The 25082-nt window shown below is 54.3% G+C and carries 26 protein-coding genes; 14 read left to right on the forward strand and 12 right to left on the reverse strand.

Annotated features, from left to right (window positions below; all coding sequences use genetic code 11):
* Positions 1-115 precede the first annotated feature (115 nt).
* Together RHH53_RS12505 and RHH53_RS12510 are read right to left on the reverse strand one after the other, a co-directional pair.
* A complete protein-coding gene (locus tag RHH53_RS12505; protein ID WP_310743867.1) occupies positions 116-4096 on the reverse strand; it encodes a magnesium chelatase subunit H in 3981 nt (1326 codons plus the stop codon).
* A gap of 128 nt (positions 4097-4224) precedes the next feature.
* Entirely contained in the window at positions 4225-4890 is a 666-nt protein-coding gene (locus RHH53_RS12510; RefSeq protein WP_206200427.1) for an ABC transporter ATP-binding protein, read from the reverse strand.
* A 25-nt stretch (positions 4891-4915) separates the two neighbouring features.
* Here RHH53_RS12510 and RHH53_RS12515 point away from each other — a divergent pair, with 25 nt between their 5' ends.
* Positions 4916-5803 (forward strand): Sll0314/Alr1548 family TPR repeat-containing protein, encoded by an 888-nt coding sequence (locus RHH53_RS12515; protein ID WP_302678454.1) that lies wholly within the window; start codon positions 4916-4918, stop codon positions 5801-5803.
* Here the strand turns inward: RHH53_RS12515 and RHH53_RS12520 are convergent.
* Positions 5800-6789 (reverse strand): FkbM family methyltransferase, encoded by a 990-nt coding sequence (locus tag RHH53_RS12520; protein ID WP_310438625.1) that lies wholly within the window; start codon positions 6787-6789, stop codon positions 5800-5802. The two genes, RHH53_RS12515 and RHH53_RS12520, sit on opposite strands and share 4 nt — an antisense overlap.
* Before the next feature lie 394 nt (positions 6790-7183).
* Here RHH53_RS12520 and RHH53_RS12525 point away from each other — a divergent pair, with 394 nt between their 5' ends.
* Positions 7184-7924: a TerC family protein gene (locus tag RHH53_RS12525; RefSeq protein WP_206200430.1), complete on the forward strand. Its 741-nt coding sequence runs from the start codon at positions 7184-7186 to the stop codon at positions 7922-7924.
* Here the strand turns inward: RHH53_RS12525 and ndk are convergent.
* Positions 7899-8351, reverse strand: a complete 453-nt coding sequence (ndk, locus tag RHH53_RS12530; RefSeq protein ID WP_302677370.1) for a nucleoside-diphosphate kinase — start codon at positions 8349-8351, stop codon at positions 7899-7901. The two genes, RHH53_RS12525 and ndk, sit on opposite strands and share 26 nt — an antisense overlap.
* Before the next feature lie 55 nt (positions 8352-8406).
* Between ndk and RHH53_RS12535 the strand changes: the two genes are divergently transcribed.
* Positions 8407-9204, forward strand: coding sequence for a PhzF family phenazine biosynthesis protein (locus tag RHH53_RS12535; RefSeq protein ID WP_310438626.1), 798 nt, complete (start codon positions 8407-8409; stop codon positions 9202-9204).
* Here the strand turns inward: RHH53_RS12535 and cobO are convergent.
* The 4 genes from cobO to RHH53_RS12555 form a co-directional block, all read right to left on the reverse strand.
* A complete protein-coding gene (gene cobO / locus RHH53_RS12540) occupies positions 9201-9803 on the reverse strand; it encodes a cob(I)yrinic acid a,c-diamide adenosyltransferase (RefSeq protein ID WP_206200433.1) in 603 nt (200 codons plus the stop codon). The two genes, RHH53_RS12535 and cobO, sit on opposite strands and share 4 nt — an antisense overlap.
* Positions 9804-9806: 3 nt before the next feature.
* Entirely contained in the window at positions 9807-10754 is a 948-nt protein-coding gene (locus RHH53_RS12545; protein WP_206200434.1) for an RNA polymerase sigma factor, RpoD/SigA family, read from the reverse strand.
* A 355-nt stretch (positions 10755-11109) separates the two neighbouring features.
* Positions 11110-12945 (reverse strand): SPFH domain-containing protein, encoded by a 1836-nt coding sequence (locus RHH53_RS12550; RefSeq protein WP_310438627.1) that lies wholly within the window; start codon positions 12943-12945, stop codon positions 11110-11112.
* Positions 12946-13016: 71 nt separating this feature from the next.
* Positions 13017-13337 carry a hypothetical protein gene (locus tag RHH53_RS12555; RefSeq protein ID WP_206200436.1) on the reverse strand — a complete coding sequence of 107 codons (321 nt, stop codon included), beginning with the start codon at positions 13335-13337 and terminating at the stop codon, positions 13017-13019.
* Positions 13338-13686: 349 nt separating this feature from the next.
* Between RHH53_RS12555 and RHH53_RS12560 the strand changes: the two genes are divergently transcribed.
* Positions 13687-15228, forward strand: coding sequence for a bifunctional pantoate--beta-alanine ligase/(d)CMP kinase (locus tag RHH53_RS12560; RefSeq protein WP_310453791.1), 1542 nt, complete (start codon positions 13687-13689; stop codon positions 15226-15228).
* 58 nt (positions 15229-15286) lie between these two features.
* On the forward strand, positions 15287-15640 hold the full coding sequence (locus RHH53_RS12565) for a hypothetical protein (RefSeq protein WP_206200438.1): 354 nt from the start codon (positions 15287-15289) through the stop codon (positions 15638-15640).
* Positions 15641-15684: 44 nt separating this feature from the next.
* Here RHH53_RS12565 and RHH53_RS12570 read toward each other — a convergent pair whose 3' ends face one another.
* The gene (locus RHH53_RS12570) at positions 15685-15906 is read right to left on the reverse strand and encodes a DUF4327 family protein (RefSeq protein WP_024123956.1); all 222 of its coding nucleotides are present in this window, start codon (positions 15904-15906) and stop codon (positions 15685-15687) included.
* Positions 15907-16174: 268 nt separating this feature from the next.
* Here RHH53_RS12570 and RHH53_RS12575 point away from each other — a divergent pair, with 268 nt between their 5' ends.
* The 4 genes from RHH53_RS12575 to recF are packed head-to-tail and all read left to right on the forward strand — an operon-like array spanning position 16175 to position 19730.
* Entirely contained in the window at positions 16175-17383 is a 1209-nt protein-coding gene (locus RHH53_RS12575; protein ID WP_302677363.1) for a M20 family metallopeptidase, read from the forward strand.
* A 7-nt stretch (positions 17384-17390) separates the two neighbouring features.
* Positions 17391-18044, forward strand: coding sequence for a response regulator transcription factor (locus RHH53_RS12580; RefSeq protein ID WP_206200440.1), 654 nt, complete (start codon positions 17391-17393; stop codon positions 18042-18044).
* Positions 18045-18091: 47 nt separating this feature from the next.
* Positions 18092-18580: a DUF427 domain-containing protein gene (locus RHH53_RS12585; protein ID WP_206200441.1), complete on the forward strand. Its 489-nt coding sequence runs from the start codon at positions 18092-18094 to the stop codon at positions 18578-18580.
* 10 nt (positions 18581-18590) lie between these two features.
* Positions 18591-19730, forward strand: a complete 1140-nt coding sequence (gene recF / locus RHH53_RS12590; protein WP_310743868.1) for a DNA replication/repair protein RecF — start codon at positions 18591-18593, stop codon at positions 19728-19730.
* Here the strand turns inward: recF and RHH53_RS12595 are convergent.
* Positions 19669-20055 (reverse strand): hypothetical protein, encoded by a 387-nt coding sequence (locus RHH53_RS12595; protein WP_206200443.1) that lies wholly within the window; start codon positions 20053-20055, stop codon positions 19669-19671. The two genes, recF and RHH53_RS12595, sit on opposite strands and share 62 nt — an antisense overlap.
* A gap of 7 nt (positions 20056-20062) precedes the next feature.
* On the reverse strand, positions 20063-20368 hold the full coding sequence (locus RHH53_RS12600) for a cell division protein SepF (protein WP_149821405.1): 306 nt from the start codon (positions 20366-20368) through the stop codon (positions 20063-20065).
* Positions 20369-20605: 237 nt separating this feature from the next.
* On the opposite strand from RHH53_RS12600, the gene RHH53_RS12605 reads away from it, so the two are divergent.
* The 5 genes from RHH53_RS12605 to RHH53_RS12625 all read left to right on the forward strand — a co-directional run bounded on the left by RHH53_RS12605 (position 20606) and on the right by RHH53_RS12625 (position 23817).
* On the forward strand, positions 20606-21382 hold the full coding sequence (locus tag RHH53_RS12605) for an energy-coupling factor ABC transporter permease (RefSeq protein ID WP_302678462.1): 777 nt from the start codon (positions 20606-20608) through the stop codon (positions 21380-21382).
* Entirely contained in the window at positions 21375-21680 is a 306-nt protein-coding gene (locus RHH53_RS12610; protein ID WP_206200444.1) for an energy-coupling factor ABC transporter substrate-binding protein, read from the forward strand. Before RHH53_RS12605 ends, RHH53_RS12610 begins: the two co-directional genes overlap by 8 nt.
* Before the next feature lie 7 nt (positions 21681-21687).
* The gene (gene cbiQ, locus RHH53_RS12615) at positions 21688-22476 is read left to right on the forward strand and encodes a cobalt ECF transporter T component CbiQ (protein WP_206200445.1); all 789 of its coding nucleotides are present in this window, start codon (positions 21688-21690) and stop codon (positions 22474-22476) included.
* A gap of 1 nt (position 22477) precedes the next feature.
* Positions 22478-23338 carry an energy-coupling factor ABC transporter ATP-binding protein gene (locus RHH53_RS12620; protein WP_302678464.1) on the forward strand — a complete coding sequence of 287 codons (861 nt, stop codon included), beginning with the start codon at positions 22478-22480 and terminating at the stop codon, positions 23336-23338.
* 116 nt (positions 23339-23454) lie between these two features.
* A complete protein-coding gene (locus tag RHH53_RS12625) occupies positions 23455-23817 on the forward strand; it encodes a response regulator transcription factor (RefSeq protein WP_206200447.1) in 363 nt (120 codons plus the stop codon).
* A 2-nt stretch (positions 23818-23819) separates the two neighbouring features.
* Here RHH53_RS12625 and RHH53_RS12630 read toward each other — a convergent pair whose 3' ends face one another.
* On the reverse strand, positions 23820-25082 hold the full coding sequence (locus RHH53_RS12630) for a phospholipid carrier-dependent glycosyltransferase (protein WP_310743869.1): 1263 nt from the start codon (positions 25080-25082) through the stop codon (positions 23820-23822).

Raw genomic sequence — 25082 nt, forward strand, 5'->3', positions numbered from 1 at the left:
GCAAGGTCTGACACTTAAGGAGCAGGGAGCGCTCCGATCCCATCTGTAACCAAATAACCAAATAAAGTGACCAAATAAAAAGGGGGAAGAGCCTCCCCCATGCTATTCACGTTGTTTACTCAACGCCCTCAATCTTGTCCTCGACCTCTTGATAGAGTTGCCGCAGCAGTTCCAGATTGGCTTCACTGGTCTGCCAATAGCCGCGTCCGTGAAGTTCGAGGAAGGTGCTCACCATTTTGCGGAAGGAGTGGGGGTTGGTATTCAGAAGCCGCTGCCGCATCTGCTCATCGAGAATAAACGTGGCATTCGCCTCCTCATAAACCCAGTTATCCACAGCTCCTGCGGTGGCCGACCAGCCCATTGTGTTGACTAGTCGCTTCGAGATCTCGCGCACCCCTTCGTAGCCGTGGGAGAGCATCCCTTCATACCACTTGGGATTCAGGAGCTTGGTTCGGCTGTCGAGGCGAACGGTTTCCGAGAGCGTCCGCACTTGGGCATTGGCTGTGGTGGTATCGGCAATATAGGCCTTGGGTTGCTTGCCATCGCTGCGCAGTGCCGCCACCAGCTTGGTCGGATCTGAGTCAAAGTAGTGGCTGACATCGGTGAGGCTAATTTCTGAGGAGTCGAGATTCTGGAAGGTTACATCCACGGTTTTGAGGGCGGTTTCAAACAAATCCCGCGCCTGCTGCATCGTCCCCGGAGAATCTGCCGAGAAGGCAAAGGACTTACGGGAGAGATACATATCCTGAAGTTCCGACTCCTGCTCCCAAGAGCTATTTTCCACCGCTAGGTTGACATTCGCCGCGTAGGAACCGGAGGCATTGGTGAAGACCCGTGTGGCCGCTTGGCGCAGGTCAATCCCCAATTCTGAAGCCTGTTGCAGGGCGTGCTTGCGGATAAAGTTTAGCTCAAGGGGTTCATCGGCTTCGGCAGCCATCTTGATGGCACGGTCAATGAGCGCCATCTGGTTGATAAAGAGATCGCGGAAGACCCCAGAACAGTTGACGACAACATCAATGCGTGGCCGCCCCAGCTCTTCTAGGGGGATGAGTTCCACTTTGTTGACCCGTCCCAAGGAATCGGGTAAAGGACGTGCCCCCACTAGCCAGAGCACTTGAGCAAGGGACTCGCCATAGGTTTTGATATTATCTGTGCCCCAGAGCACCATGGCGATGGTTTCTGGCCATTGGTTGTTGTTTTCCGCTTTTTGCCGCGCTAGAAGGCGATCGACCACAACTTTGGCAGACTGCACAGCAGCGGCAGTGGGAATGGCTTGGGGATCCAAGGCGTGGATATTTTTGCCCGTCGGCAAGACCTCAGGATTGCGAATTGGATCGCCACCGGGGCCGGGGAGAATGTACTCGCCTTCAAGGGCTTGCAGCAGTGCCCCCAGTTCATTGTCGGCCACAATCTGCTGTAAACAGAATTCGAGGTATTCCATCAGGGGCTTGAGGGCAGCGGCATCCACTTGGGTATAGCCTGCACCATGGAGGGATTCAATCCACGGCTCTTTGCGCCCCATGTTAAAGAAGTTCAGCTTCGAGACCCGCGACACACGACCCTCGGCATCGGCTTGGGCTTGGACGAGGGCACTGACGGCAGCACGGGTCGCCTCGTTAATCTGGCGCAGCAGTTCAACATCCGCCAGTACCCCGCGATCGCTATTTTGATAAATCTCATCAATGTCCCGCCCTAGACTCTCGGCAATGAGCCTGGGCAAGCTCTTAATGCCGTCCTCAGAGCGATCCAAGCTGGCAATATTGACCAAGGTAGCCACTGCTTCTTCCGTTGTCGGCGGTTTGCCAATTACGTGCAGGCCACAGGGCAGGAGGCGGCTTTCAATTTCCATCAGCTTGATATAGACCTTGCCCACGAGGGTATCGCGCTCCTCGGCAGTGAGATCTGCCGCGTCCTTAGCGGGGAGAGCCACATCCTGATCGAGATTGACTAGGCGGCACTTGTCCATGATCGTGTTGACAATCTGAACCCCCCGACCGCTATCTTTCAGGGTTTGGTAGGAACCAATGAGATCGCTGAGTTCCCGCAGCCCTTTGTAGAGGCCGGCATTTTCCGCGGGGGGCGTGAGGTAACTAATCGTGTTGGCATAGCTGCGGCGTTTGGCAATGGTGGCTTCGGAGGGGTTATTGGCAGCGTAGTAGTAGAGGTTGGGAATACAGCCAATGAGATTATCGGGGTAGCAATCCCCAGACATGCCCATCTGTTTGCCCGGCATGAACTCCAAAGAACCGTGGGTGCCAAAGTGGAGCACTGCATCCGCCTGCCAAATGTGGTTGAGGAAGGTGTAATAGGCAGCAAAGCCGTGGTGGGGACTGGCAGAGCGAGAAAAGAGCAGCCGCATTGGATCCCCTTCGTAGCCAAAGGTGGGCTGCACGCCAATAAAGACGTTGCCGTAGGCTTTGCCGTAGATGAGCAGGTTTTGGCCGTCACTGTTCAGGTGCCCTGGCGGTTTGCCCCAGTTTTCTTCAAGGCGCTTGGCGTAGGGGGTGAGGCGCTCGTATTCCGGCACGCTCATGCGGTAGGCAATGTTGAGTTCGGGACTCCCCACTTGGGCACGGGCATCGTGGAGAATTTCCTGCATCAGGGCTTCGGCACTCTCGGGCATGTCCTGCACGTCATAGCCGTTGTTTTTCAGGGCTTCCATGACTTTGTAGATGGAGCCAAAGACATCCAAGTAGGCGGCGGTGCCAACATTGCCTTTATCCGGCGGGAAGCTAAAGATGGTGATGGCGACTTTCTTTTGCACCTTGGGTTTGCGGCGCAGATTGGCCCACTTCAGTGCCCGCTGTACGATCATTTCGACGCGGTCTTGGAGGGCGATCGCCTTACCGGTCACGCCATCGCGACCGGAAAGAATAATTGGCTCAATGGCACCATCCAGTTCCGGTAGAGCAATTTGCAGCGCCACTTGAATCGGGTGCAGCCCCAGATCGCTGTCTTCCCATTCCTCAGTGGTTTGAAACACCAAGGGCAGTGCCACCATGTAGGGACGGTTGAGTTTTTTCAGTGCCGCCACAGCTTTGGGATGATCCTGCTTGGCAGGCCCCCCCACAAGGGCGAATCCCGTGAGAGAGACAACGGTATCAACAATGGGTTTCTCAGGGTTGACGGGATCGTAGAAAAATTTTTCTAGGGGCGTCGAAAAGTCCAGCCCACCAGAGAAGACGGGAATCACCCGCACCCCTTGGGATTCAAACTCTTGCACAATGGCGACATAGTGAGCGTCATCACCGGTGACAAGGTGGGTACGCTGCAACAGCAGGCCAATGGTGGGCACGAGAGGGTCTTTGAGATCAGCGCCAATATCGCGGCGACTGTTGAACCAGTTGAGGTACTCCTTAAGATCCTCAAACATTTGCGGTGCAAGGGGGTGCCAAATACCGGTGTCGGGGTAGGTGACCGGTTCTTGGTAGCTGAGGTTGCTGTTTGGCTGACCTTTGAAGACGTAGCGATCGGCCAGCATGAGGAGGAAGTTTTCTAGGTTCTCTGGCGACCCGCCCAGCCAATACTGGAAGCTGAGCATGAAGTTGCGGGCATCCTGAGCCTTGTCAATGGGGAGGTACTTCAGCACTTGGGGCAGGGTTCGCAGGAGTTTGAGCATGGCATCTTGGAAGCCGGCACCTGACTTCTCCTTGCGCTTTTTCATGAAGTTGGCAATGACGCTCTTGGATTGGCCAATCTGAGCCAAGGAAAAGCTGCCCATTTTGTTGAGGCGCATCACTTGGGGCAGCGAGGGGAAGACAACCGCTACATCCAAGCGATCGCGATAGGGCTGAACCGCCTCGACCACCTTATCCGCTAAGTCCTCAATGAAAATCAGGGAGGCGATAAACACATTTGCCCGCGCCACGTCCTCACAGAAGGCGGCATAGTTTTCGGGATTGCGCAGTTCCTCAAGGAGATAGCCACTGATTTCAATGGCCACCTGTGGATGGGTATCGTTAATGCTGCGAACCGCTGCCGACAGCGCGCTCTGGTATTGGGCTTCAAGTACCACATACACCACTCGCAACAGCGATCGCCCATTTAACGCCGCTGGCGCGATATGCCGAATCGTGGACTTGACGTGGGTGAACATGCGTTCAAACTCCTTGTAACGATCGAGACCAAACCCCAAGGGGGATATACCTTTTGTGGTTGTAGCAGAAAATCAAGCTGGCAAGCGACTTTGCGGTTCTGTGGTAACAAATTGCAAAGTATTGCTACCTAAGTATTAAAACTTATTACAGGACTGGATCGCTGGGAAATCAAGGGCACTAGACAACCGTTTTCCAATCGCCACGTGCGATCGCTAATCTCTCGCAATTCAGTGGCCTCATGGGTGACCACAAGCAGGCTCCAGTGTTCCTTGAGGCGGCGCAGCACCTGTACCAATTGGCGGCGCATTGACCAATCCAGACCCGCTGTGGGTTCATCGAGCAAGAGCAGGTAGGGTTGGCGCACCAGTTGCACAGCAAGCGCGAGGCGACGCTGCTGACCACCGCTCAAGGATTCGGGGCGGGTGTGCAAAGGCAAATGATCGAGACCCACATCGGCAAGGGCGCGGTAAAAGTTTTCGTAGGGAATTTCTGGGTGGCCAAAGCGCAGCTCTTCGAGAATGGTACTGCCACAGAAGTAGCGATCTGGGAACTGAAAGACCAATCCGGCCAACTGTTGTAAATGATCGGGTGTGAGAACCTGATCCTGCCATCGAATGATTCCCCGACTGGGGGTGGCCAAGCCCGCTAAAATCTCTAGTAGGGTGGTTTTGCCGGATCCACTGGGTCCGATAATTAATCCCAGTTCAGCCATACCCAAGTCTAAATTAATGTCCCGCAAAATGGGCTGAGGGGTGGCGGCGGGGTGGTAGCTGAGATGGTGAACCGAAAACAAGATGCAGACTCCGGAGGTAACGACCGTGCAAACACGTCAACTGCGCCTGTGGCAACGCTTTGCTCTCTATCTTAGTGGAGCGATCGCCCCCTGGGTACTGAGTACCGCTGCCCTTGCTGGGGATCCTTTCCGTACGGGCGCTCAAGCACGACCCATTTCCGATCAAACGGAAGCTGTCTTTGTTGCCCTCTTTCGCGATGGCAACTATGTCAAAGGTAAAGAGTTACTGCCGGCGGCCTTGGAGCGCGATCGCCAAGAACCCCTAACCCTGACCTTGGCTGCTGCCATTGCCTATCTTAATGAAGACTGGGCAGGGTACAAACGCTACGCTGAGGAGACCCTACGCGCTGCCCAAGCCCTCACGAGCCGCGATCGCCTGCGGGGAAATCTCTATCAAGCCGTGGGGCATTTCCTGATGGCTGGCTATGAAATTTCCGATGCCGGATCGGGGCCTGTGGCTGGTGCCCCCGCCGCTCTGTTGCGGGTACAGCGGGTTCTCGATCATGTGGGGCGAGCCGAAGCTGTCAATCCTCGCGATCCGGAATTGAATCTTGTTCGTGGCTTTATGGAGTGGGGTATTGCCAGTAATGTGGGCTTTGTCAGCATGGATCGGGCCATTCAAACCCTGCAAACCTACGCCGCTCCCAATTACCTGAGTTATCGAGGCTTGGCCTTGGCCTATCGCGATCGCAAGCAATGGCCGCAAGCCTTAAACGCAGTTGATCAAGCCTTGGCACTTGCCCCCCACAATCCAGAACTCCTTTATCTGAAAGCACAAATTTTGGCCGCCAGTGGCAACCGATCGCAGGCACAGCAATATTTCCAGCAAGCCCTAGCCAAACAAAGCCAATTGCCGCGAGGGATTCGCGAGGAAATTCAGCAGTTTAGCCGTCGCCTTTTGCCCCAAGGCTAGGTTGTTGGCTCAGACAGCAGCTTTGAAATTGGCAGCTTGGCAATATCTGTGCCGAGCAGGGGCTGAACCTGTTCCAAAATAGCGCAAATTTCTTTGCGGCAGTTCCACTGAGGGATTTTGCCATAGCGAAGCGTCAGTTGCGTTAAAACTTCCAGCGCATAATCAGGAAAGTCCAGTGCATCAGCAATTGCCGCCAGTTTTAGCAAGTGGCTAGGGCTCTGTAGGTGCTGGTTTTGCTGCTGTTGATTCTCATTGAGCAAATCCCGCAGGTAAATTGCATCGGCCCATAGCAGTTGACCCCCTCGCCGTTGGGAGTGAAATGGGGAAACGTAGCGCGGTAATCGGCACCAACCATCATTGGTGAGTAGGTCAAAGAGCACAAAGCCTTGAGCGCGCAAATATGCATCAATATCCCCAAAGAGGGGCTGCCCTCTGTAAACCTCCGAAAACTCAACTTCAACCATGATTGCTAAAGTACTGGCTGCCAGAAGCCGCTCACCGCCTTGCAACACATCTAGATCTGCACCTTGGACATCCACTTGCAGGACATCTACGCTCTCAAGGCCTTCAGCTTGGGCAAATGCGTCAAGGGTGGTTGTTTCCACCTGAACACTTGCCGCTACATCCAAGCCAGGATTAAATCCTTGAAATCGCGATGTGTAGCTCAAATTTGGTGGATATAAAGAACTGCAATGAATGGCGTTGGTAATGTAAAGGGTTGATTCTCCCACCTCTTTGCCCAACGTCAGCGGATAGTGACGCTCAAACCACGTAATTCCTTGGGCGGCTAAGGCGGTATTGGCCTGATCACAGGCGTCGGCATCCGCATCAAAACCATAAATTCTGAGATTGGGGGCAAAGATATGCCATGGAGATTGGGCATAATCATCCTCATGATAGATTTTGCGAGAGCCAACGATGCACAGCGTTAAAGAAAGCGGATCGAGCTTGCCTGCCGCTTTTAGCGTATTGTTAACGAGTCCCATAGCAAAGTAAAATTTCTACGACGTCAACGACAATTCTGAATTATGCCCCAGCGAACACTGCCTTTTGCTCAATCATCGCCACCTTGGTAAAGCGAGCGATCCAATCCAAGAATTTTCACCCCCTTGGCTCCCCAAGATTTCAGTCCTCGTGATAGGTTAACGGTGAAAATGCGACAGGATGCAGGACTATGCACACCAGAACCAAAGGGGAATCGCTTGTCCGCTGACTGGATGTGCGTAAGGCCTACCGTCAGCCCAACGGTCAGGTCACTAGCATTTTGGGTTGCGCCTACGTCTGGGTTTGAGGGTGTTCCATCTTTGGGAAAAGGGCTGTACCGCTCCTGTGCGACGATAAATATAAGCAGCCAAAAATCTGGAGAACTTCCCTCACCCGATGATTGATGAACTATTGGAACTCTCGCCCAACTGGGGACTGGATACCCTGTTGTTACTTGTGGTGTTGTTGGCACTCGAAGCGGTTCTCTCAGCGGACAATGCGATCGCCCTAGCGGCCTTGGTACGAGGCATCGAAGACTTAGATGCACAACGGCGGGCACTCAATCTGGGACTGGCCATTTCTTACGTTTTTCGCATTGGCCTGATTTTCACAGCGACTTGGGTCTTGCGGTTCTGGCAGTTTGAGTTGGCGGGGGCACTCTATCTGCTGTGGTTATCGGCAAAGTACTTTTTCTTTACGACCGAGCCAGAACATGAACACGAGCGGGTGATTCGTTCTTTTTGGCAGGCAGTCCCCCTATTGGCCTTAGCGGATTTGGCCTTTTCCCTCGATAGCGTGACAACGGCGATCGCCCTGTCGGATGAGCGTTGGCTGGTATTACTCGGCGGCACGATTGGCGTGATTATGCTGCGCTTTATGGCGGAGCTATTTATCCGCTGGCTAAAAGAATTTCCTCGACTTGAGGATGCGGGCTATTTCACAGTGATGCTGGTGGGTCTGCGGCTGCTCATTCGCGTGATTAATCCCCAGCTGGTACCCTCGGACTGGGTGATGATTAGCCTGATTGCCCTTTGCTTTACGTGGGGCTTTTCCAAGCGGGAGGTGGAGGAGCCAGACACCCCCCCAACCCTTCCCAAGTCAACCCATGAACCTACATCTCATACACCCAAGAGGTGAAGGCCGGCTCCCAAGGCACCAGTTCCTGCGTCTGGAACCAGAGATTGATTTCCCGCTCAGCATTTTCGGGACTGTCGGAGCCGTGAATTACATTCCGTCCCACATCTACAGCAAAATCGCCCCGGAGCGTTCCTGGCTCCGCATTGAGGGGATTAGTGGCACCAATCAGTTTGCGGGCATTGGCAATCACCCCCCGGCCTTCCCAGACCATGGCCACCACCGGTCCAGAGGTAATGAAATTCACTAGCCCCGTAAAGAAGGGCTTATCTTTGTGTTCGCCGTAGTGCTGCTCTGCCAATTCGCGGCTGACCCGCATCAGTTTGAGGCCGACCAGTGTGTAGCCTTTTTGTTCAAATCGTTGGATAATCGTCCCCACTAGCCCACGCTGAACGCCATCGGGCTTAATGGCTAGAAATGTCCGTTCCACGCAGTATGTCCTCTGCTCGATCTACAGGATTGATTTTACGGTTTTCGGGGGTCGGATGCCGCTACCACTGTACCAAGTTGATGCCTTTACCCAAGAACCCTTTCGGGGTAACCCGGCGGCCGTATGTGTCCTAGGGACGTTTTTTGAGGATGCAACCTTGGCGGCGATCGCCCGCGAAATGAATCTTTCAGAAACGGCTTTTGTCGTACCGCTGGCCAGTGGCTTTCACCTGCGCTGGTTTACCCCTGTGGCAGAAGTGGATCTCTGTGGTCATGCCACCCTCGCAACAGCCCATGTCCTCTGGCAGCATCAAGGGGTGGTAGGGGATCTAGAATTTCACACCCGCAGCGGTCTCCTGCGTGCCCAGCGCCTTGGGGATTGGATCGCCCTTGATTTTCCGCAGCAGCCCGTAATGCCCCTTGCGGATCAGCAGGTGCAAGCCTCAATCATTGCAGCGCTCGGGACACCACCCATATTTATGGGGCAAGCGGGCAGCGATCTGCTGGTGGATCTGGTCGATGCCAGTGCTGTAGCCCAGTTGAAACCCGATTTTGACCAAATTGCCCGCCTGCCTTGCCGAGGATTGATTGTGACCGCCCAGGCCAATGGCGCGGAATATGACATCGTCTCCCGTTTTTTTGCCCCCCAACTGGGCATCCCTGAGGATCCGGTCACTGGCTCGGCGCACTGTAGCTTGTATCCCTACTGGCGAGCAAAACTGGGGAAGGACAAGTTATTGGCCTATCAAGCCTCAGCGCGGGGGGGCGTGATTAAAATTCACCCCCACAGGGGCGATCGCCTGCGGCTATTGGGTCAGGCGGTTACGATTTTCGCTGGCGAACTCCTGCTTTAGAATTCAATCCCCGGCTGGGCTTTAACGCCCTGTTCGCGAAAGGGATGCTTGACAAGGGTCATTTCCGTCACCAGATCTGCGGCGTCAATCAGGGCTGGGGGAGCACCGCGTCCGGTGAGAATCACATGGGTCATTTCTGGCTTGCGGGCAAGTCCCTCGAGCACCTGTGCCACAGTTAAGTAGTCCAGCTGGAGGGCGACATTAATTTCATCGAGCAGTACCAAACGGTACTCGGGGTTGGTGATGTAGCTCAGACCCAGCTCCCAAGCCGCTTGGGCACAGGCGATATCCCGCTGGCGGTCTTGGGTTTCCCATGTAAAGCCCTCCCCCATCGCATGGAAGGCCAGTTGGTCTGACCAATGGCTAAGAACCGCTTTTTCCGCTGGCTCCCACGCCCCCTTGATAAATTGAATAATTGCCACGCGATAGCCATGCCCCAAGGAACGCAGCACCATGCCAAGTGCCGCTGTGGTTTTGCCCTTGCCGTTGCCCGTATGGACAATAATGAGACCTTTTTCACGGGTGCGCTCCGCGAGGCGTTGCGCCTGCACGGCTTTGCGCTGCTGCATTTTTTGGCGGTGCTGTTCGTCAGTGAGCATGGGCTAGCTGGCAAGGTACTCGTGAATATCGCCGCGGCGTTTGCGGAGTTTGCTGAGGGCCTCCCGCTCAATTTGCCGCACCCGCTCGCGACTAATGTTGAGCAGTTCGCCCACTTTGGCAAGGGTGAGGGGCTGGCCGTTTTCTAGGCCAAAGCGTAGGGAGAGCACATGGCGTTGCTGCGGGGTCAGATCCGCCATCAGCCGTTCAAGGTCACTGCGCAACGAGGATTGAGCGGCAAACTCCTCCGGTGAAATGGACGGATCCTCGAGCAATTCCCCCAACTCCGTATCCTGATTATCGCCGACACGGACATCAAGGGAGAGGGGTTGTCGCGCCCGTTCGAGATATTCCCGCACTTGGGCAGGGGTTAATTCCAGTTCTGCCGCCAGTTCATTAATCGTGGCAGCGCGACCGAGGCGTTGGGATAGTTGTCGCTGGGCTTTTTTGATTTTGTTCAGCTTTTCGGTGATGTGGATAGGCAGACGGATCGTGCGCCCTTTTTCAGCGATCGCCCGTGTAATGGCTTGGCGAATCCACCAGTAGGCATAGGTGGAGAAACGATACCCCTTGGTGGGGTCAAATTTTTCTACCCCCCGCTGCATCCCGATTGTGCCCTCTTGGATTAGATCAAGCAGATCCACATTGCGCTTGATGTACTTTTTGGCAACCGAAACCACCAGCCGCAGGTTGGCCTCCACCATTTTGCGTTTGGCGCGCTCGCCATTTTCGATAATTGTCTCTAATTCTGCTTCACTCATGTTGGCGGCGGCGGCCCATTCAGCACGGGTAGGTTCACGGTTGAGTTCTGCCGCGAGCTTTTCGCGAATCTCGTTCATGGCGCTAAGCTGCTGCACCTGTTTGCCGTAGATCACTTCCTGTTCGTGGGTGAGCAATGGCACACGGCCAATCTCCCGTAGGTAAGTGCGCACTAAATCTTTTGAAGTATCCATAGTCCCTATCGCTCGTTCTCAAGGTTGACAGCAGTGATTCGTCCAAGGCCTAGGAATATCGTTTTCTCTATAGGATGGGCGATCGCCCCTGCTAAAGATCGCGGCCAAGCCAACGGTGCTTTAACAGCGTTTTCGTAGATACGTTACATATATTAAGAATCTTAACATTTCTAAATCTGTTCATCGGAATACTAACACCGACCTTTGGCGGTTCTTAATCTTTTTTTTATATTTACCCCATTGAAAAATCTCTATGAATTTTGAAAATACAGATGGAGTTAATAAATCTTTGGTTCACGCCTCAGACCTACTGAAGAGTTATCCATTCTTGCGGCTAGGGGTATGCAGTCGCGTCTTAGGAATGAGACGTATTTTCTTGGAGTAGGGATTTAATTTGTGCTAACAACTGCCCCAGTTTCCCCTCCTCAAAAAGGGCATTGATCAGGGCTAGCCCGCTGGTGGATAGGAGCAGTTTATTGAGATCAGCAGGGGTGCCCCCGTTGGCAAAGGTATAAATTTTGGCATCGCCAATCACCCCCGGTTGCGGGGCAAGGGCTTGGAGAACTTGTGGCAGTTGCGGTGCCAGTTCTGGCCAGAGGGCTGTAATCACTTGAGCTGTCAAGTTAGCGTTGCTAATCACATTTTTGGCCGCGAGCATGGCCTCCATCCCTTCAGCTTCAGCAAGGGCTTTATCACGGTTGGCCGCCGCAAGGGTGCGAATCGCTTCCGCCTCCAGTTCCGCTGCCTGTTGGGCAATTTCCGCTTGCCGCCGCCGCCGAAAGGCATCAATTTCCACAACGTTTTGCTCTAGCACCCGTTTTTCAGCCGCTTCCCGCTCTGCGGCAATAATCGCTAGGTTTTTCTGGCGATTGGCTTTTTCCACTTCGATGGCGGTGGTGACCGCAGATTCTGCCCGTGCCCGCTCGGCTTCGGCAATCAGACTTTCTTTTTTCTTGGTGGCAACGGCGATCGCCACATCCTCTTGGGCAAGACGCGCTTGACGCTCGGACTCCGCAATGGCCACCTGTGCTTGCAAACGGTTGGCCTCCACCTGCTGCTGGCGACTGATCTCGGCGATTTCTGCCTCCTGCTGTTGCTGGGCTTGCGTTACCTTCAGGAGTTTATTTTTTTCCTCCAGTTCAATGCTGGCCTCGATTTCCTTCTGTTGGATGGCAAGTCTTTTGCGGATTTCTTCTTCCTCAACCGCTTGGGCTTGGAGCAACTTTGCCCGCTGAATCGCGGCTGCCTCTGCTGCTTTGGCCTCCTCAATTTCCCTTTCCCGCTGCGCTTTTAGGGCTTCCACCTTCAGGCGTTGGCTTAACAGTGCCGCTTCTTTTTCCTCTTCAATTTGCAGGGAGCGTTTTTGGGCATCCAGTTCCTTTTGTTCGATCGCTACCCGGGTTGAGAGTTCGACTTCCCGCTTTTGTTGAATCGAGCGTTGAATCGTTTCTGTGCGCAGCCGCACCCCCTGAGCATCAAAAAAGTTGTTTTCGTCGTAGGTGTCACTCTCTTGGACTTCTGAGATGGCAATGTTGTTGAGGGTGAGTCCAACTTTTTGCAGATCCTGCTGCATCAGGTTGAGTACCTCTTGGGCAAACCCCAGTTTGTCGGAGTCAATTTCAGCCAAGGACTTGTGTTTTGCAGCTGCGCGAATGGCATCGTCCGCCCGTTTTTCAAGGGCATTCTTGATGTCTTCGGGGGTAATGCGGTTATTTTGGGAAAGGCGAGCGGCGGCAGTGAGGACATCCTCTTCGGTGGCATTGATGCAGACATAAAAGGTGACCCGCATATCAGCCCGCAGATAATCTTGGGTACGCACCGCCAATTTGCCCGTTCGCTCTACGTCAATGGAGATTTCCCGCAGCGGTACCCGTGTCAACTCATGGAACCCCGGCAGGGCAATGCAGCCACCATTGAGAATGACTGTTTTTTTCTTAACAAAAATCCCCCCCGTGCGCACAAAGGCTTCGTTGTTGGGGGTAATGACATAGACGCGCGTGTAAGCCCAAATGCTCAGGAGCAGTAAAATCACAATGCCGGCAATCACACCGGGAAAAAAGAGCAGCCCACCCAGATTACCCATGACAATGGGGGGAGACTCCGCCAGTACTGTGGCTTTGGTTTGGGTGCGGGGAGGTGCTGGCAATTCTGGTGTCGGTAATGCCTGCAAAAATGTCAGCCAGTAAAGCATAGAACTGCCCCCTCAGCGTTAATTTCAGTGTGGCATTTTGGGGGCGATCGCCCGCTATTTTTAAGGGTTCTTTAATTCGCTGGAGCCACTTCAGTGGTTGAGGCCACGGCGGCATCTTTGCGCTTTTTCTTCTCTGTGACTGTCACAGGTCGCATTTCAATATGGTTGAGCAGTGTCGTGACAAAGGCAAAGAGCAAAAAGGGCAAGGTTAAGACCAAAATTAGCCCCCCGACCAGAAACGCCTGCACGGGATTATTGTAGAGGGTGAGGGATGCGGCCAAACCAATAAAGATCACAATCAGCCAAACAATGACTTGGCCATAAATATCCCCGAAGGTGAGGGTGCAGACGAAACGGTATTTTTGTAAGCTGTTTTGTAGTTCATTGGCCATAGGGGCTATCCTCGCGGCGTATGCTGAACAGTTCCAGTTAAAAAATAAGCTTTTGGCTCAGGGGGAGTAAAACGGAGGTTGCGTGACAGGGTTGGCAAGTACAGAGAAACGAAGGTACCTGAATTTTAGAAAACCTGCCCCCAAGATTAAAGCCCTTGCAACAAATGTACAAACTTTGGTTAGAAAAAGCGGGCACGGGCATTGGACAGCCCTTTTCTAACATTGGGATCCACCAAACCCGCCTCTCTAATCGTGGCTTTCAGAAGCTGGCGTGTCTTCTCTCGGTGTGAAAAGGGCTGTAATATGACAGATTGTATCAAAACTGCACCGATCGCCCCCGAAGCACTCTATGGGTAAGTTTTACCGTTTGACCACCACGGCGGGTTTACAGGCTGCCCTTGGCACATTACCTCCCGCAACCACCCTTGGTTTTGTGCCGACAATGGGGGCACTGCATGGGGGGCATGCCGCCTTGATCCAGCGGGCACGGCAAGAGTGTGATGTGGTCGTTGTCAGTATTTTTGTCAACCCGCTTCAGTTTGGCCCCCAAGAGGATTTGGAGCGCTATCCCCGTGCCCTTGAGGCGGATACGGCACTTTGTCAGCAGTTAGGGGTGGATCTGCTCTTTGTGCCCAGTGTGGCTGAACTGTATCCAGCGGGGATGGAGAGTCTCACGGTAGTTGAGCCACCAAGGGAGTTAACGGAACGCCTCTGTGGGCGATCGCGCCCCGGCCATTTTCGCGGGGTAGCAACAATTGTGCTGAAGCTCTTGCATTTGGTGCAGCCCGATCGCGCCTATTTTGGCCAAAAGGATGCCCAGCAGTTAGCAATTATTCGCCGCTGTGTGGCGGATTTGAATCTGGACGTGGAGATCATTGGCTGCCCCATTGTCCGCGATGCCGATGGCCTTGCCCTCAGTTCCCGTAATCAATACCTCAGTGCGGGCGATCGCGCCACCGCCTTAGCCCTAAGTCAGAGCCTAGAGGCAGCGACTGCTGCTTTTCGTCAAGGTTGCTTTGCTGCCAGCGATCTCTTGGAGCAGGTTCACAACCATCTGCGCCAGTTTCCCCAGTTGCGCCTCGACTATGCCGAATTGGTGCATCCCCAGACCCTTGTGCCCTTGGAACGCATTGAGACCGTGGGACTGCTGGCGATCGCGGGTTGGGTGGGGCAAACGCGCCTCATTGACAATTGCCTATTGGATCGCCGCCTGCCGATTCTGGCTGTGGATGGCCCTGCCGGCGCGGGGAAGTCAACCGTGACGCGACTAGCAGCCCAAGCCCTAGGGTTGCAGTACCTTGACACCGGTGCCATGTATCGAGCAGTAACTTGGTGGTGCTTGGGCAATAACATTGATCTCAGGGATGAGCCAGCCGTCGTAGAGGCGATCGCCCATTGTCAGTTGCGTCTTGAGAGCAGCGATCCCCCTCAACCCACACGGGTGTGGATCAACGATTGCGAGGTCAGCCAAGCGATTCGTTCCCTAGAGGTGACGCAGCGAGTGTCCCAAATTGCCGCCCTGCGGGGTGTGCGACGACTCATGGTACAACAACAGCGGGCGATCGGAGCCAATGGGGGCATTGCTGCCGAAGGTCGTGATATTGGTACCCATGTCTTTCCCGAGGCAGGCTTGAAAATTTTCCTAACGGCCTCGCCCGAAGAGCGTGCCCAGCGCCGCTGGCAGGAGTTACAACAACAAGGACAATGCGACCTCTCCTACGAGGAATTGCTCGCTCAGATTACCGCTCGCGACACAGCGGATCAGCAACGCACCTACGCCCCTTTTCGCAAAGCTGCCGATGCCATAGAAGTCTGTACGGACAACTTGGGGATCGATGAGGTGGTGAGTAAAATTGTTCATCTCTACCGCAGTCGCTTTCCTCAACCTTGATGAGCAAGGGAGATTTCCCGTACAGTAGCAGAGGAGAGTTCACGCCGAGCACATTTCTATGGATCGCAATCCCCTCGATCTTGTACAACAACTCTACTACACCGGTATTGGAGCGGCTGCTGCTGCCATTGAATCCCTACAGGATGAGGCCAAACGCCAAGAATACCTGACGCAACTGCGGGTGGATGCCCGCCAATTGGCCACCGTCTGTGCTGAGAAAGGCCGCCTCACCGAAGCGCAAGCACGGGAACTGATTCAAGCCTTCATTGCCCAACAGCAGCAACCCTCTGCGACCCCTGAGCCTGCTCCTCGCGAGAGTGCTGACTTAGCCGCAGATATTCAAACGCTTCTCGAAACGCTGCGCGCCATTCGCCAAGACCTACAGCAGGATTCTCAGGCACCCACGTCCTAGGATTTGCGCATTATTGGGAAGTCGGTGCCCTGAATGATGGCTCTTTAGTCGTTGTCCCAGCACTCACGGCCAATGAGGTCGCCAATGCGATCGCGCAGCATAAAATCACAGCGCTCTAGCTCTGCCTCAATGAGGGGCCACTCCCGAACGGGCACAAACTGGCAGAGGGTGTAAATGGGCTGCTGCCGACTCACCACACCTTTGGCCACCAGTCGTCGTGCTTCATCTTTGACGAGTTCGATGGAGTATTGAAGGGATTGAACCATAACATCCTCGTTTGGCTGAAGAGACCCTAGGATTCAGAATTGGCAAAGTGTAATATCCAATACTGAACTATTTTAACTTTTGCCCTAGGGAGCTACCTGTCATAATAACAAATGTTTCCTAAGTCAGGGGGTTCTGATCAAAAAATCCTACTACTGGTGGAAGCGAGTGGCGCGTCACCTGTTCTTGAGGTTACATTGACTGTCACTGCCCCAGAGCATCGTTTATCCTAGAGAAAGGCAATGCTAAACAAAATCTAAAGACTGCCCCATGGCTTTCCATCTTCCCCAATTGAGCTGCCAACTGCGTCCAGAGGTGGCTGCCCTCCAAACCGAACTTGTGCAGTGGCGACGCTATTTGCACCAGCGACCAGAATTGGGCTTTCAAGAACACCTGACGGCGGCCTTTGTCAGTGAGAAACTACGGCAATGGGGCATTCAGCATCGCACGGGTATTGCGGAAACGGGAATTGTGGCCGTGATTCCGGGAGCGCGACCGGGGCCAGTGCTGGCGATTCGCGCCGATATGGATGCGCTGCCAGTGCAGGAGGAAAACGATAAGCCCTACCGCTCTCTCCATGAGGGGAAAATGCACGCCTGCGGGCACGATGGTCACACAGCGATCGCCCTTGGGACTGCGAAATACCTTGCTGAGCACCGCGATTTTGCTGGTACGGTCAAAATCATCTTTCAACCAGCGGAAGAAGGCCCCGGTGGGGCTAAACCCATGATTGAAGCGGGAGTTCTCGATGCCCCGAAAGTGGATGGCATTATTGGCCTGCACCTCTGGAACTTTCTGCCCGTTGGTACGGTGGGGGTGCGTAGTGGGCCGTTGATGGCGGCAGCGGAATTCTTTGAGTGTGAAGTACACGGCAAGGGGGGACACGCCGCTTTACCCCAATTTACGGTGGATACGGTTCTCGTTGTTGCCCAGATCATTACGGCTTTGCACACTATCGTCTCGCGCAACGTGGATCCCCTAGAGACAGCGGTGATTTCCGTGGGGGCAGTACATGCGGGCACCGCCAAGAACGTGATTGCCGATACCGCGACCTTTCGGGGAACAGTGCGATACTTTAAGCCAGAGTTGGGGGACTGGCTACCCCAGCGCATTGAACAGGTGATTGCGGGTATCTGTCAGAGTCATGGCGCCACCTATGACTTTCGCTATGAGCGGATGTATCCCCCCACCGTCAACGATGCCAAGATGGCGAAATTAGTGCGCTCTGTTGCTGAATCGGTGGTTGAAGTGCCGGCTGGGGTCACGTCCCACTGTCAAACCATGGCGGCGGAAGATATGTCATTTTTCCTGCAAGCGGTTCCGGGTTGCTACTTCTTTTTGGGGTCAGCCAATGGCACACTGGGGTTAGATTTTCCCCACCATCATCCCCGCTTTGACTTTGACGAAACTGTTTTAAGTATTGGGGTTGAGCTGTTTGTCCGCTGTGTGGAGAAGTATTGTGGTCTAGTGGAGACCTAAATTTCCTATGTCCCTCACGGTACTCATTGCCGATGATGATCCCGGCATCCGCCTGTCGGTGAGTCACTTTTTGGAATCCGAAGGGTACTGTTGTCTGACGGCGGGAGATGGTGCCCAGGCCCTCGAAATGATCCACCGCTATCAGCCCCATCTGCTGATTACGGACATTGCCATGCCCAACATGAATGGCTATGAGTTGGTGCGGCAGGTGCGCCAGCATCCCTCATTGCGCTTACTACCAGTAATTTACCTCACCGCACGCACAGAACTAGAAGAGCGAATTCGCGCCTATCGCACCGGGGGCGATGTCTATCTTTCCAAGCCCTTTGACCTCAATGAGTTGGCAGCGGTGGTGCGTAACCTGTTGGATCGGGCGCAACTGGTACAAATCGAATGGCAGCAACGACAGCAACCCTTTGCGGCGCCGAAAACACGAACCCTCAGCGTTGATCTCACTCAACGGGAAAAGGAAGTGCTAGGGTTACTCGTGGCAGGACTCTCCAATGCCCAGATTGGCGATCGCCTGCACTTGAGCGCCCGAACGATTGAAAAGCACGTCAGTAGCCTCTTTCAAAAAACAGCGGTTCACAATCGAGCTGAGCTGGTGCGACTGGCCATTGAACAGGGCTTGGTGGAGCGACAAACCAGTTCCCAAGCTTGAGCCATAGCTGTTACCGTCAAGGAAGAGTGTTGAGGACCTGAAACGCGATGCAACGGATTCCCCCTGCCCCCGGCCAAGAATCGGTTTGGGACTATCCCCGTCCGCCCCGTGTTGAACCCACCTCAAAACACCTGCGGGTGGTCTTTAATAGTGTGGTGATTGCCGACACCCAGCGGGGACAGCGGGTACTAGAAACCAGTCATCCCCCAGTGTATTACTTTCCGCCAGAGGATGTACAGGTGCAGTATCTGGTGCCCTCAGCACGGCAAACCTTTTGCGAGTGGAAAGGACAAGGCGCCTACTACCACGTCAAGGTGGGCGATCGCCAAGCGGATAATGCAGCCTGGTACTATCCCAAACCTACCCCTGCTTTTGCGCCAATCTGCAACTACATTGCCTTCTATGCTGCTTTGATGGATGAATGCACCGTGGATGGTGTGGTGGTGATTCCGCAACCGGGGGGCTTCTATGGCGGCTGGATTACTCCGGACATTGTCGGCCCGTTTAAGGGGGCACCGGGGACTTGGGGCTGGTAAGGGCTGCTAAGTGTTTCTCAAATCACTCCATCTGCGCCACTTTCGCAACTACAGCGAGCAATCGGTGACGTTTGCTGCGCCAAAAACCATCGTCGTTGGGGACAATGCCCAAGGCAAGTCCAATTTGCTAGAGGCTGTGGAGTGGCTGGCCACACTGCAATCCCATCGCACCCATCGCGATCGCGACCTTATTCAGCAGGGACAAGAGAGTGCCCAAATTGAAGCCACCCTAGAGCGCCAAGGCGTCCCCCTTGATCTGGCGGTGAGTTTGCGCCCCCTCGCAGGCCGTGTCCTACGGGTGAATGGCTGTACCGTTAAGCGCACGGCGGAATTTCTGGGGCAACTCAATGCGGTGGAATTTTCCTGCTTGGATTTGGAACTGGTGCGGGGCACACCGGCCATTCGCCGCAACTGGTTGGATCGGATTTTGGTGCAATTGGAACCCCTCTATAGCCAACTGCTGCAAACCTACCAAAAAGCCCTGCGCCAACGGAATGCTCTCCTCAAACAGGCCGGCAGCCAAGGATGGGATGAAGCCCTCTGGCAGGCATGGAATCAGCAATTGGTGATCAATGGCACTCGCATTATCCGCCGCCGACAGCGCCTCATTGAACGCTTGGCACCCTTGGCTCAGGAGTGGCATCGCGTGTTGAGTGGCGATCGCGAGACACTCACCTTGACTTATGAGAGCCATGTGCCCCTTGGGGATGGCACTTCTGAAGTGATTGTGGCTGCCTTTAATGAGGCCTTGGCCGCTCGCCGCACTATTGAACTGCTGCAAAAAACCAGTCTGGTGGGACCGCACCGTGATGATGTGGGCTTGTGCCTCAATGAGCAAAGTGCCCGTCAATTTGCTTCCCAAGGGCAGCAGCGCACGCTGGTATTGGCGTTGAAACTGGCGGAACTGGCTCTTGTGGAAAGTGTGGTGGGCGACACTCCCCTTTTGTTGTTGGATGATGTCCTCGCCGAATTGGATTTGCAGCGGCAGGGAATTTTATTAGAGGTGATGGGCGATCGCTACCAAACGCTGATTACCACCACCCACCTTGCCCCCTTTGCCACCCCTTGGCGGCAACAAGCACAAATTCTTAAGGTGACGGCGGGGACGATCGCAAGCGTGCCTGACACTGCTGCTGAAACCAGTGACTAATCTGGGAAACGGTTAGCTCAGCAATGGGCACCCCCTCCCTTGCAGCAATTTGCCGCAGTTGCTTGAGGGCACTGATTAAAATTTGGCCATACCATGTCATAAACCCCCCTTGGCGCTGCTCCTCCGCTTGCAACTGGGGATCGGCAGCAACAAGTTCATAGACTTGGGCTTCCGTCAGGTCTTCGAGGGGGTTTCCCTCAGTCTTAGCTCGCAAATAGCGCTGGGCATACACCGCCACTCGAATAGCAAAGCGATCTGCGGCCGGTAAGAGCAGTTGATCAATCTCTTGACACTCACTGACGGTGAGCAGATCTGCAGGATTCATGAACGGCTTAGGCCAGTCCAGCGGGTGTCGGTGCTGCTGTGGATTCTTGGATATTAATCACGTTGGGCGTAAAGAGAAAGACCCCATCCCCAAGGCGCGATTGATGGCCATTGATGGCATAGGTGCTACCAGCGGCAAAATCAGAAATGCGCTGTGCCTCGGTGACATCGAGGTGCTCTAGGTTGAGAATCACTGCCTTGTCAGCCCGCAGCGCTTGAACGATCAGGGTCGTATCACTGAGGGACTGCGGCTTGATCACCACTACTTCATAGCCACTACTCAAGGAATGACCAAAGGCAGTCAGTTCACTCATGACAACTCCCCCCTGGGAACATAGCAACAGTACCTACGATTCAATAATGACATTAGACTTCATCCTGTTATACCGACTACATCAAAATTTATGCAAATTCCAGCCTTACAGTCTTGGCACTGCGTGAATTTTTGAGCAGGCATAGCTCTTTCTAATATCGGTTGCAGCCCCCACTGGGCATAGGCAAGTTACTGGTTGCGCACTAGAATAGGCGCACTTAGGTTTAGGACTATCTCAATGATCAAACGTAGCCAAGCGAAGCGATATAGCTCCCTTGGGGCGATCGCCCTTCTGAGCGCGTATCTCGTGGTCGCGAGTCCTCACCCCGCCTTGGCGATGCACATTAGCGAGGGGTTTTTGCCCCTTGGCTGGGCAGTGGGCTGGTGGCTGGTTTTTTTACCCTTTTTGGCATGGGGACTATGGGCACTGCGACAACAGATTCAACAGCAACCAGAGTCAACCCTGCTGATTGCCTTAGCCGGTGCCTATGCCTTTGTCCTCTCTTCGTTGAAGATTCCTTCCGTTACGGGTAGCTCTTCCCATCCGATGGGGATTGCCTTGGGAGCCGTTCTCTTTCGGCCACCGCTGATGGCCGTGCTGGGGACATTGGTGCTGCTCTTTCAAGCCCTGCTCCTTGCCCATGGCGGCCTGACCACCCTAGGCGCTAATGGCTTTTCGATGGCGGTGGTGGGACCTTGGTTGGCTGGGTTGACCTATTGGGGGATGTCCCGTGCCACGGCTAAGCCAGCGATCGCGATTTTTAGTGCTGCTCTGATCAGTAACTTGGCCACCTACTCGGTGACTTCTTTACAATTGGCATTGGCCTTTCCCGATAGTATGGGTGGGGTGGCGACGGCTTTTGCCAAGTTTGCGGCGCTCTTTGCTGTGACGCAGATTCCCTTGGCGATCAGTGAAGGGTTACTCACGGTGTTGGTGTGGAACTGGTTGACCACGTACTGCACAGCCGAATTGCAAACCTTAAAACTCTTGCCTGGAGGGGAATCCAATGAATAAAAAAACAGTGGCCTTCCTATTGGGCGGCGCAATTCTCTTAAGTACACTTCCCCTACTGCTGGTTAAGGGTGACTTTGAAGGTGCCGATGCCCAAGCCGAAGCGTTAATCAGCGAGGTGGCACCAGACTTTGAACCTTGGGCAGAGCCATTGTTTGAACCGCCCAGTGGTGAGATTGAATCCCTGCTGTTTGCTGTGCAAGCAGCTCTGGGGGCGGGGGTCATGGGGTTTATCTTGGGTCAGTACCGCGAACGCCATCGCCAAAGGGCAACCGCTGCCTCAAAATCGCAACAGTCCTGAGCAGTCAATGCACCATCACCTCGATACCTATGCCTATACCAATGGTCTGCGGCATTTGCACCCTGAACAAAAGTTGATTTTTGCGATCGCCAGCCTGTTATTGACGTTTTTTGCTCGTCCCCTTGTCCAGAGTTTGCTTTGGCTGTGGCTGAGCCTTTGGATTCTCGGCTATGCCCGCATTCCGTGGCGGGTTTATTTCACCCTCTTAGCCACAGTTGCTGCGTTTTGGCTGGTGAGTTTGCTAGGGTTAGTGGTGCAAATCATCCCGACGGAGACTTTACGGACTTCGGGGCAAGTGGTTCTCAGTGACATCTCCCTAATGGGCTGGTCGTTCTTTATCAGTGCCGAGAAATTGCACCAAGGCTTAACCCTAGGACTGCGGACAATGGTTGCCAGCACCTGTTTACTATTGATTTTATTGACGACCCCCTTTCCAGCCCTGTTGAGTGTGGCCGAGCGCTGGCGGGTTCCCCATTTCATCCTCGATATTCTGATGTTGATGTACCGCTATATCTTCACCCTCTTAGAAACCGCTTTCACACTGCAATTGGCGCAGCGGGCACGGGGCGGCTATCAACGGCGATCGCGCTGGCTCGTTAGTGTCAGCCTGTTGGCGGCTCAACTCCTGCGGCAGTCTCTGTACCGCTATGAACAGGTGAACCTTGCCCTGCTCAGTCGGGGTTTTCAGGGGCAGTTTCGGGTATTGCGCCCCCAGTCCTATGCCTATTCCCAACGGTATGGCCTTGAAATCGTCATTGGTGGCGGTGCCCTCATTCTGCTGAACGCAATCATCTGAGATGTCTGTGCCGCTACTGGAATTTCATCAGGTTGGCTTTCGCTATCCCAATACCACTACCCCCGTGCTGCAAGACTGCTCCTTTACGCTAGAGGCGGGACAGAAAGTTGCCCTTTTGGGGCTGAATGGCTCAGGCAAATCAACGCTCTTTTATCTGGCAGCGGCCCTCTATCGGCGCGATCGCGGTGAAATTTACTGGCAAGGGCAACGGCTCGTCCATCAACCAGAGCGACTGCGGCAGTGGCGGCAACGCATTGGCTTGGCCTTTCAAGACCCCGAACAGCAACTGGTGGCAGGCACCGTGGCGGAGGACATCTCCTATGGGCTGTGTAACTTAGACCTACCCACCGCCGAAATCGAAGCGCGTTTGTACCAAACCCTAGAGAACTTTGATTTAGTGGAGCTTGCCGATCGCCCCCTGCATCATTTGAGTTTGGGGCAAAAACGGCGGGTGGCACTGGCTGGGGTAATGGCCTTAGCACCGACGCTATTACTGCTTGATGAACCCACCACCTATCTCGACTATCAGCAGCGGCAGCAACTGGAGCAGGCCCTAGAGAACATTCACCAGCAGGGAACCACGATTATGATTGCCACCCATGATCTTGATTTTGCCTATGGCTGGGCCGACTGGATTATGGTGCTGGTCAATGGTCAGGTCACCGTGAGCGATCGCGCTTCCCATGTCTTTGGGCAGTGGCCGACCCTTGCCCCTGAATTGGGAACGCCTACCCTACTGCACCTGTGGCAACAATTTCCGCCCTTTTGGCGTCGCCAGCGACCCTTGCCCCGCACCCCCCTAGCCTTGAGTCAAGAATTGGCTGCTCTCTTTCAGGAATTCCAAAGGAGCGATCGCCCCTAAAGACCAAGGTGCCGATGTTCAGGACTCCGGTGAAAATGATAAGCTAGGCGATGGGTAGAATATCCAACTGTTCACTAATTACCAGCGTATTATTTGCGGCATCAGGCAGAACCTTTATGGCCACAATTATGGTTGTTGATGACAGCCCCACCCTGCGGGCAATGATTGTTCAGCTGATGAAAGAGCAGAACTATGACGTTGTTGAGGCTGAGGATGGTATCGAAGCCCAAGAAAAGATCAAGGCTCAATGTCCTGATTTGGTGATTCTGGATGTGGTGATGCCGCGCATGAATGGTTACGAACTGTGCCGCTGGATTAAGGGTGAAGCGGCTTGCCAAAGTGTGCCCGTGATCATGTGCACCACCAAAAGCGAAGAGTTTGATATTCACTGGGGTAAAAAGCAGGGGGTGGATGCCTACATCACCAAACCCTTTGATCCTGCAGAACTCATTGCCACTGTTAAACAACTCCTAGGATAGTCCTAAATCCAAGACGGCAACCACATCCGCCTCAAAAAGTCTTGGGGCGTCAGGGGTAGTCCTAAATACAGGGGGAGCCAGTAGAGGAAGCCCCCAACAACCACCCCTAGGACGGCAATGCCTGCCCAGCGTGCCCAAGCTCCCCAATCGTGGCTGGCTTCCCAGAGCAAGGCCAAGGCCATAAAGCTATAGAGGGCAGCGGGGAGGTAGTGATAGATAAAGACACAGCGGCTCACCAGTGCCCAGGGCAAGAGATTGGCAGCATAGTTTAAGAGCACAAAACGGCCTGCGGTTGTCGTCAATCTAAGGGGGATAAGAGCCAACGTGGCCAAGGTTCCCAGCCACAGAAGAGGGGGATTAAAGAGGGCATAGACGGCATAAACCCATTGGGTATCTGCCGGTGGTAGGGGCGGGCCAATGACGGGCACGAATTCACTGAGGGTTTGCACCCGCTGAAAAAAGTAGCTCATGGGGCGCAGCAGGAGCGGCCAAGACCACCACGGCGAACAGTAGGGATGGGCAGTACTGGCCACACTGCGGTGAAAGTTAAACATTTGGCGATGGAGGTCAAGTAGGCTCTGGTGGGGATGAAACTGGAGATGGGGTAGCCAGAGCAGAGTATAAACCACAAAGGCGACAACGGGGAGTAGCAGGCACATCTGCCACCACTGGTAAGTGGTCTTCCATTCAGCAGGCAGCGGTAAACTCTGCTGGAGAAGCCAGAAAAGCCCTACCCCCAACAGGAATCCCAAGCCACTCCACTTCACTGCCCCACAGGCGCCAAAGGCAATGCCTGCGGCCATCAGCCAGAGCGATCGCGCCCTTCCTTGGTAGCGCAACCCCCATAGCCAGAGAATCTGTGCCACCACACCCAAAAGCACAAGGGAGATATTGATGAGAGCATAGCGAGACTCCACCAAAAAGAGGCCATCGAGGGCAACAAAGAGTCCCGATAGCAGTGCCACTCGCGATCGCCGCGTCAGGAGATAGGCCAACACCGCCACTGCTATGGGAATCAGTGATCCCATCAGGGCATTCAACCAGCGATAGCCCCAAGGGTGAAAGCCGCCCCCCAGCCAGATGCTCAGGGCAATCAGGTATTTTCCCAAAGGCGGATGGGCATCAAAGAAAGGAACCCCGGCGAGATAGTTGCGGCCAAAGCGGGCAAAATAGACCTCATCAAATACCAGTGTGGGAAAGCGAGTCAGCCCCCAAAAGCGGGTGGCAAGGGCAAAGAGCCACAGCAGCAGTAGCCCCAAGGGCAT

The organism is Thermosynechococcus sp. PKX82 (genome assembly GCF_031583255.1).
Taxonomy (GTDB): Bacteria; Cyanobacteriota; Cyanobacteriia; order Thermosynechococcales; family Thermosynechococcaceae; genus Thermosynechococcus.

Bases quoted from the DNA above. Each gene is read 5' to 3' on its own strand.
- RHH53_RS12610 (WP_206200444.1), top strand. From the start codon at position 21,375: ATGAATAAAAAAACAGTGGCCTTCCTATTGGGCGGCGCAATTCTCTTA.
- RHH53_RS12585 (WP_206200441.1), top strand. From the start codon at position 18,092: ATGCAACGGATTCCCCCTGCCCCCGGCCAAGAATCGGTTTGGGACTAT.
- RHH53_RS12520 (WP_310438625.1), bottom strand. From the start codon at position 6,789: ATGGGACTCGTTAACAATACGCTAAAAGCGGCAGGCAAGCTCGATCCG.
- RHH53_RS12560 (WP_310453791.1), top strand. From the start codon at position 13,687: ATGGGTAAGTTTTACCGTTTGACCACCACGGCGGGTTTACAGGCTGCC.
- RHH53_RS12630 (WP_310743869.1), bottom strand. From the start codon at position 25,082: ATGCCCTTGGGGCTACTGCTGCTGTGGCTCTTTGCCCTTGCCACCCGC.
- cobO (WP_206200433.1), bottom strand. From the start codon at position 9,803: ATGCTCACTGACGAACAGCACCGCCAAAAAATGCAGCAGCGCAAAGCC.
- RHH53_RS12535 (WP_310438626.1), top strand. From the start codon at position 8,407: ATGCCGCTACCACTGTACCAAGTTGATGCCTTTACCCAAGAACCCTTT.
- cbiQ (WP_206200445.1), top strand. From the start codon at position 21,688: ATGCACCATCACCTCGATACCTATGCCTATACCAATGGTCTGCGGCAT.
- RHH53_RS12580 (WP_206200440.1), top strand. From the start codon at position 17,391: ATGTCCCTCACGGTACTCATTGCCGATGATGATCCCGGCATCCGCCTG.
- RHH53_RS12570 (WP_024123956.1), bottom strand. From the start codon at position 15,906: ATGGTTCAATCCCTTCAATACTCCATCGAACTCGTCAAAGATGAAGCA.
- RHH53_RS12605 (WP_302678462.1), top strand. From the start codon at position 20,606: ATGATCAAACGTAGCCAAGCGAAGCGATATAGCTCCCTTGGGGCGATC.
- RHH53_RS12555 (WP_206200436.1), bottom strand. From the start codon at position 13,337: ATGGCCAATGAACTACAAAACAGCTTACAAAAATACCGTTTCGTCTGC.
- RHH53_RS12595 (WP_206200443.1), bottom strand. From the start codon at position 20,055: ATGAATCCTGCAGATCTGCTCACCGTCAGTGAGTGTCAAGAGATTGAT.
- RHH53_RS12525 (WP_206200430.1), top strand. From the start codon at position 7,184: ATGATTGATGAACTATTGGAACTCTCGCCCAACTGGGGACTGGATACC.
- RHH53_RS12505 (WP_310743867.1), bottom strand. From the start codon at position 4,096: ATGTTCACCCACGTCAAGTCCACGATTCGGCATATCGCGCCAGCGGCG.
- RHH53_RS12575 (WP_302677363.1), top strand. From the start codon at position 16,175: ATGGCTTTCCATCTTCCCCAATTGAGCTGCCAACTGCGTCCAGAGGTG.
- RHH53_RS12600 (WP_149821405.1), bottom strand. From the start codon at position 20,368: ATGAGTGAACTGACTGCCTTTGGTCATTCCTTGAGTAGTGGCTATGAA.
- RHH53_RS12545 (WP_206200434.1), bottom strand. From the start codon at position 10,754: ATGGATACTTCAAAAGATTTAGTGCGCACTTACCTACGGGAGATTGGC.
- RHH53_RS12565 (WP_206200438.1), top strand. From the start codon at position 15,287: ATGGATCGCAATCCCCTCGATCTTGTACAACAACTCTACTACACCGGT.
- RHH53_RS12620 (WP_302678464.1), top strand. From the start codon at position 22,478: ATGTCTGTGCCGCTACTGGAATTTCATCAGGTTGGCTTTCGCTATCCC.
- RHH53_RS12625 (WP_206200447.1), top strand. From the start codon at position 23,455: ATGGCCACAATTATGGTTGTTGATGACAGCCCCACCCTGCGGGCAATG.
- RHH53_RS12550 (WP_310438627.1), bottom strand. From the start codon at position 12,945: ATGCTTTACTGGCTGACATTTTTGCAGGCATTACCGACACCAGAATTG.